This window comes from Candidatus Neptunochlamydia vexilliferae, from assembly GCF_015356785.1.
Taxonomy (GTDB): Bacteria; Chlamydiota; Chlamydiia; order Chlamydiales; family Simkaniaceae; genus Neptunichlamydia; species Neptunichlamydia vexilliferae.
On record NZ_JAAEJV010000076.1, the window covers coordinates 1 to 6,928 of the forward strand.

Annotated in this window: 4 protein-coding genes; 3 read left to right on the forward strand and 1 reads right to left on the reverse strand. The window is 46.3% G+C overall.

Annotated features, from left to right (window positions below):
* Positions 1-191: 191 nt before the first annotated feature.
* From mutL to NEPTK9_RS09905, 3 genes are read left to right on the forward strand one after another with little or no spacing between them, the layout of a single operon-like run.
* Positions 192-1,883, forward strand: a complete 1,692-nt coding sequence (mutL, locus tag NEPTK9_RS08695; RefSeq protein WP_194848442.1) for a DNA mismatch repair endonuclease MutL — start codon at positions 192-194, stop codon at positions 1,881-1,883.
* A complete protein-coding gene (locus NEPTK9_RS08700; protein WP_194848443.1) occupies positions 1,834-2,871 on the forward strand; it encodes a M24 family metallopeptidase in 1,038 nt (345 codons plus the stop codon). Before mutL ends, NEPTK9_RS08700 begins: the two co-directional genes overlap by 50 nt.
* Positions 2,868-5,279 (forward strand): adenylate/guanylate cyclase domain-containing protein, encoded by a 2,412-nt coding sequence (locus NEPTK9_RS09905; RefSeq protein WP_194848444.1) that lies wholly within the window; start codon positions 2,868-2,870, stop codon positions 5,277-5,279. Before NEPTK9_RS08700 ends, NEPTK9_RS09905 begins: the two co-directional genes overlap by 4 nt.
* Positions 5,280-5,559: 280 nt before the next feature.
* Here the strand turns inward: NEPTK9_RS09905 and NEPTK9_RS08710 are convergent, their stop codons facing one another.
* Entirely contained in the window at positions 5,560-6,882 is a 1,323-nt protein-coding gene (locus NEPTK9_RS08710) for an MFS transporter (protein WP_194848445.1), read from the reverse strand.
* Positions 6,883-6,928 lie beyond the last annotated feature (46 nt).

A 6,928-nucleotide genomic window follows, 5' to 3' on the forward strand; every position in this document is an offset into this window, starting at 1 on the left:
TTCTGCCCTTACCTTTTAATAGTTTGCGAAAACAAAATTTTATAAAAACTGCAAATTAATCACAATCAAGGGCTTAAAATTTTAGCGGGAATTGCTGTTGGGTGAATGATCGTCCATAATGATTCCTCCAGGGCCTCAGCTTCTACATATAACATTCGCCTAAATGTTGCCAATACGGTATAGTTAGGAGTATGTCTATTCGTGTTTTGTCAGATCAAACCATTAACCAAATCGCTGCGGGCGAGGTGATTGAAAATCCCGCTTCTGCGATTAAAGAACTGATCGAAAATGCGCTTGATGCAGGGGCGAAAAATATCACCGTTGAGATTGAACGGGGAGGCTTTTCTCTGATTCGGATCAGTGATGATGGATGTGGAATGAGCCAGGATGACCTTTTACTGAGCATCGAGCGGCATGCCACCTCGAAGATTCAAAAAGCCGACGACTTAAACGAGGTCCTCACTATGGGTTTCCGAGGAGAAGCCCTCGCCTCCATCGCTGCAATTTCCAAAATGAAGATCACCACCGCCATTAAGGGAAACCCGTTAGGCTCGGAACTTGTTTCCGATGGAGGGAAAATCCGGAGCATCGAAGGGGCAGCCCGAAGGCCGGGGACAACGATCGAGATCCGCGCCCTCTTCTTTAATGTTCCCGCACGAAAAAAGTTTCAAAAGTCTCAAAGGGCGGCCCAAAATGAGAATGTAAAGCGGCTTTACATCTTCGCTTTGGCCCATCCCAAGGTCCGCATCCGCTTAATTGTGGATGGGAAAGAGGTGCGCGATGTTTTGCCGGGAAGTTTGAAGGAGCGGTGCGATGCCGTTCTAGGAGAAGGGTTTTTAAGCGGAGCTTCTCCGATCGATTATGCCGATAACGGATGCGAAATTGAAGGTTTTATCGGGTCTCCTCTCGGTGCTCGAACGAATCGACTGGGGCAATATCTCTTTGTCAATGGGCGGGCCGTTTTTTGTCCTCAAATCTCTTATGCGGTTTATGAAGGGTTTGGAACCCGGATTGACACTCGCCTCCACCCCACCTTTGTCTTGCACCTCACTCTCCCGACAGCATGGGTTGATGTCAATGTTCACCCCCAAAAGCGGGAAATTCGCTTAAGGGAAGGGAAGGTGATTCAAGATGCCCTAAGGAAAGGGGTGATGAGCTCTTTTAAAGGGAGCGCGCCAACACCACCTCTTAAAAGGGAGTGGAACTTTGAGGAAACCCCACTCCAGTTTCAAGAAACCCCAAAAGTAGAGCCCCCAACATTCGATTTACAGCTTCCAGCGGAAGAACTGTCGGTGCTTGGCCTTTTTGACTTCTTTCTCATTGTTCACCCCACCCCTTTACTAGAACCTCCTTATGAAAATGCTCCCTTTGATGGCCTTTTTTTGGTCGACCTCGAAGGAGGGGCTGCTCGGCTCCTTTATGAGCACTTCTTAAAAGAAAAGAATCCCCCGCTTCAGACCTTGATGATTCCGCTAACCCTCGAATTTGTGCCTCAAGAAGGGGAGGTACTTGCTGCCCATCTCGATGAGATTAAAAAGATGGGAATCGACCTTCGCCCTTTTGGAGAGGGAAGTTTTATCGTTGACGCGCTGAACCCTGAAATTGGTGAGGGGGAAGTGGAAGGACTCCTCCAAAAGTTCCTCGAGGTCTTTGATCAAAACCTCGCCCAAAAAGAAAGGGAAAAAAAGCTTGCTTTCACCCTCTCTTCTTATGCAAGATCACGAAAAAAGGGATGGACGATTTTAGAGGCGAAACGACTCGTTTTAGAACTTCTAAAAACAGAAGCTCCCTATCATTGTCCGAAAGGAAAAAAAACGGTGGTGCATTTAAGTCATGAAAAGCTCAGCTCCTTGTTTCAAAAAACGACTGCAACGGTTTCGTAAAGAGTTTTCGTCGATGGGAATCGAGGGTTTCATCATCGAAAATCCCACCGACATTACCTACTTCACTGGACTCAAACTTTCCCGCGGAAGACTTCTCATTTTGGAAAAAAAAGCGACCCTTTTTGTCGATGGAAGGTACACTGAAGTGGCAAAAAAGGGATCGCCCTATCCGGTTAAAGAACTTTCAAGTCAAGCCCTTAAAGAGGAATTGAAAGGAGCGACCCATTTTGGGTTTGATACGAGCCTTTCAGTTGCGGCTCATCGGGAGCTCAAATCATCCTTTACAAAGAAAAAGCTCAAAGGTTTTGACTTTCCCACTCAAAAGGTGCGGGCAGTCAAAGATAAAAAAGAGCTTCTCCTTTTAAAGAAAAGTGCCACCTTATTGCAGAAAGGTTTTTTGCATATTCGCAAAAAGCTAAAAGAGGGAGTGCGAGAGTGTGACATTGCTCGGGAATTTGAATTTTATGTCAAAAAAGAGGGAGCAGAGGCCCTTTCCTTTGAGCCGATTGTCGCATTTGGCCCGAATAGCGCCCTTCCCCACCACCTAAGCAGCACCCGGAAACTTAAAAAAGGGGATCTTGTTCTCATTGACATTGGGGTGGTCTTGAATGGGTATGCCAGCGACATGACCCGCTCGTTTTTCTTCGGTCAGGGAAAAAAGAGGCTTAAAGAAATCCACAAAACGGTTCTTGCCGCTCACAAAGCAGCTTTAAAAGAGTGTAAAGCGGGGACAAAAGTGGCCAAACTCGACCAAGCAGCGCGGAATGTGATGGGAAAAGATGAAAAGCTCTTTGTTCATGCGCTCGGTCATGGTATAGGTCTAGATGTACACGAATATCCACGGGTTTCGGATAAAGTCAGAGATGTAAAGCTAGAAGAGGGGATGGTCATTACGATTGAACCTGGGCTTTACATTCCGGGGCTTGGTGGCGTGCGCCATGAGGATATGGTTGTCATTACCAAAACGGGACACCGCAGGTTAACGTGAGTTTAAGATACCGTCTTTTTGTTTGGGTCGGCATTGTTTTTGCCGCCGCCTTTATCGTCTCTTTCTTCTGGGAAGAGCATGTCACGCGGCAAAGTCTCGAGCAGACCTACCAGGAACTCTTGGGGCAACTCGAGAAACTCAATGAAAAGAAAACAAGAGCGATCGAAGACTACCTTTCGGACTCTCTTTATAAGGTGCAAGCAGAGGTTGATGCCGTTCTTCAAGGGGTGGCAAAATATCAACTTGTCCGAAAAGGATTTGAGCCCTCTTTGGAAAATTTAAAAGAGGCGAACTGGCTCGATTCTGCTTCGCTCATGATTACCAATCGGTGGATCGATTTCATTCAAAGTACCAATGAAAATAGCCTCATGTCAGAGATCATTATCGATGATAATCGGCTGAGTGATACCTTTCATTTTTCTGGGGGAGAGTCGTTCCATTTAGTAGCAGCGCGAGACCCTGTAAAGCCAAGTGAGTGGCAGGGCCCTTATGTTGGGGTTACATTAGACATTGGCTCTCTACATGAGGTTGGAGATGAAGAAACGGGGGCTGCCGAGCTTTACTACGTTTTTTTTAGACCTGAAACCATTTTGAATTTTAAGGTCGATGCCGATGCGGGGAAAACATTGGGCCTTTCGATCAATCTTTTGGAACCTTTTTTAAAATGGGTTGAGGTTCCTACGAAAGAATTTTACTTGGGAAAGTTGGTTGAGCAAATTTTAGCCGCTCAAAAATATTTAAAAGCAAACCCTGGAGCTCTTGCCGTTGATGAAAATTGGAAGCGGGGGATCGAAGAAAAGGAAAAAACGTTTAAGAAGAAAAGTTGCTTTACGAAAGACCGCCCTGTTTTAGGAAGGCAGGTCGATGTTTATATCGATGAGTATGTCGATCACTATAATAAGGTGGGGCTGATCTGGGGACTATCCACGCTCACTCACTCCTCCCTTTTTGGTAAGGACCCCCTGTCTCCCCAAGCTCCTGTAGGAATGGGGATGTTTAATCAAAAAGATTTTTGTGGAAAGGCCCTTTTAGCCGAATCGGTTTTTTATAATCAGCCCAAGTATCCTGTTGGTAAAAAGGGGGAGAAAATCAACCAGTTTGATATCATCACTCCCGATGATATGCACCGCGTTTTTTTTGGGGGTACTCTCAAACTTGAAGCGTGGGAAGGAGACCAAACCCGCACCGGCTACTTAACCATTGGAAACCGGGGGGTGGGAATTCTCCGCTCTCTTTCTCGTTCGACCCATAAGACAGCCCTATTTGTTTCGAGTAATAAGGTGATTTCAGGCTTTGATCCAGAAGGGAACTGGTTAAGAGATCCTAGCTGGTATCAAATCCCCGTTCAGAAGTTTATTGGGCAACCCTCAGGGTGTATTACAATTGGTGGAACCGAGTACTTCTTCCTCCACATCGCGGTCCATAAAGATGTCGACCTCCATTTCTTTATGTTTACTCCAAAAGCAGAAGAGTTTGCTTTTATTGATGCGATGAATAAAAGTGCTGAGGAAATTGTTGAGAAGATCTCCTTACAAATGCGTCTTGCTGCCATTGGGGGGCTCCTCTTTGTCTTGGTTTTACTGAGCAACATTTCGAAGAGGATTACCCGTCCCATCTCTCACTTAGCGAAAGTGACAGAGACCGTTGCTGAAGGGAAACTCGATGATATTGAAATCCCTGAAGAGACCGAAAGTAAGCGGCATGATGAGGTGGCAACCCTCTACCATTCCTTCTTTGAGATGGTCAAAGGACTCCGAGAAAAAGAGCGGGTCCGTGGAGTCCTCAATAAGGTGGTTTCAAAGGAGATTGCTGAAGAGACCCTTAAAGGAAATGTCCAACTTGGTGGAGAAGAAAAGCGGGTGACCGTTCTATTTGCCGATATTCGTGGCTTTACAAAGATTACCGAGCAGATGGATCCGAAAGAGGTGATTCAACTCATCAACACCTGCATGACCAAGGCCTCTGAAACAGTCGATAAATATGGAGGGGTGATCGATAAATATGTCGGGGATGAGGTGATGGCTCTATTTGGTGCCCCGATTGAAAAAGAAGGAAGTGTCTTAAGCGCGATTAAGAGTGCCATTGATATGATAGAGGCCCTTAAGGGGTGGAATGAAGAGCGGAAAAAAGAGGAACTTCCCAAGATTGAAATGGGAATCGGGATCCATACGGGCAACGTCGTTGCAGGGAATATGGGGGCGGAAAACCGCCTCAACTACACCGTCTTAGGTGCCAATGTGAACCTTGCCTCACGGATCTGTTCAAAGGCAGCGCCCATGCAAATCCTCATCAGTGAAGCCACTCTTGAAGAGGTCAAGGCTCATATCGATTGTGAAAGCCTTGAGTCGATCGAACTTAAGGGCTTTACAAACCCTGTGGCTCTTTATGTGGTGAAGGGGTGTGTGTAAGAGGGCATCACCCAACCATTCCTGCTGCTTAGGTTCTTCCTATGGGGAATTTCTGCGTTACCCTGCTTCGACAACCCACTTTGGGGTTGCCTGCATCGGGTGCCTTGAACTTTCCTCATAGTAACCTGAACTTCGGGTTTATTTTGCTTTACATGTGTGATTAAAAGGGTAGCTAACCAGTTCTCCATGCTTCGAGCAATAGTATGATGCATCTATTTCATCAAAATATCGCCACAGATACCCCTTCCTTTAGGCAGGAATGATTGACAGTGCTACTGTATTAACTATTAACCGGTTTGTTGTCGAACCGTAACACCTTGGAGCGCTCCTTAACCCGTTTGAGGGCAAAAAGAGAAATCAAAAACCCAATCGGGAAGATGAGAAAAGCGATCCGGAAATCGGTTGCCGAGTAGAAAGGGACCCCATCGATCAGCGTTCCGTCCCAACTTAGGTCGAGAAGTTTCCCCGATAGGGGTTGGATAAGGGCTGGAATTCCCATAATGAGGACAGCAGCCACTCCCATCGATGTTCCGGTAAGCTCTTGTGGGTTGTTTTCCGTAATGGCTGGATAGCCCAGAGCTTGAGAGCTTGTGAAAAACCCGAGCAGGAAGAAAAGGAGGGTAAACATCTGCTCACTCGGATGGGGAAGGGTTAAAATAACCATGAAAATAGCCAACGAAACAACCCCTCCAAAGGCCATCAGCTGTCGTCGCCGCTTGATCTTATCGGAGATCCATCCATAAATCGGTGAGCCGACAATGGTTCCCATACAAATCATACTGACAATCATCGAGGCATTTTCAATCGAAACGCTATGAACTTGAGTCAAAAAGAGGGTTCCCCAAACAGCGCTGATAATCATAAGGGGAAGGTTCATGAAACAGGTGTAAAGCCCACAACAAATATTATGGAGGTTTAAGATCGAGCGCTTCAATCCTTCAAAGAAGGGGAGTCCTTTTTCCTTCACTTTTTCGATCGGCTTGGGGGCATCTTTGACAAAGGCAAAGATAAGGGCAAAGAGGGCAACGCCAGCAAAGGCATCGATCATCAGGGCCTGTCTCCAGCTAAAGTGGCTTGCTAAAAGGGAGAAAGGGCGCTGCGCAATGATGCCCCCAAACATCCCAATTGTGATCATCAGGCCGACAAGAAACGCTTGCTTTTCTTTTGGAAACCAGCGGGAGATGAGCATGATACAACTTAAGAAGCAAAAGGCATTTCCAATGCCAGAGAGAAAGTGGCAAACTGCAGCCATCCCTAAACTATTTGCCTGTGAAAACCCCGCTGTTCCAAGGAGGCAAAGGAGGAGGGCAACTAAAATCACTTTTCGGACCGAAAAGCGGTCAAGAATCATCCCTGCAGGGAGGAGGAAAATCACATCGGCTAAAAGGTAAGTGGAGCAGAGCGATCCAAATTGGGTCGCGCTTAAGTTTAAATCTTTAATGAGCATTGGGGAAATCGCATTCATCACATGGAGTTGAAGGAGTTCATAAGCGAAGAAAAGAGAGGCCGACAAACAGACAATCCAGGGAAGAAGGGTGTTTTTTATTGTGTTCATCAAAATATCGATGCGGATACCCCTTCCTTTAGGGAGGGGAGGAAGCATCGCTCCTTTTTAGATTGTTTAATTTGTAGCCATGGTTTAAAATAGC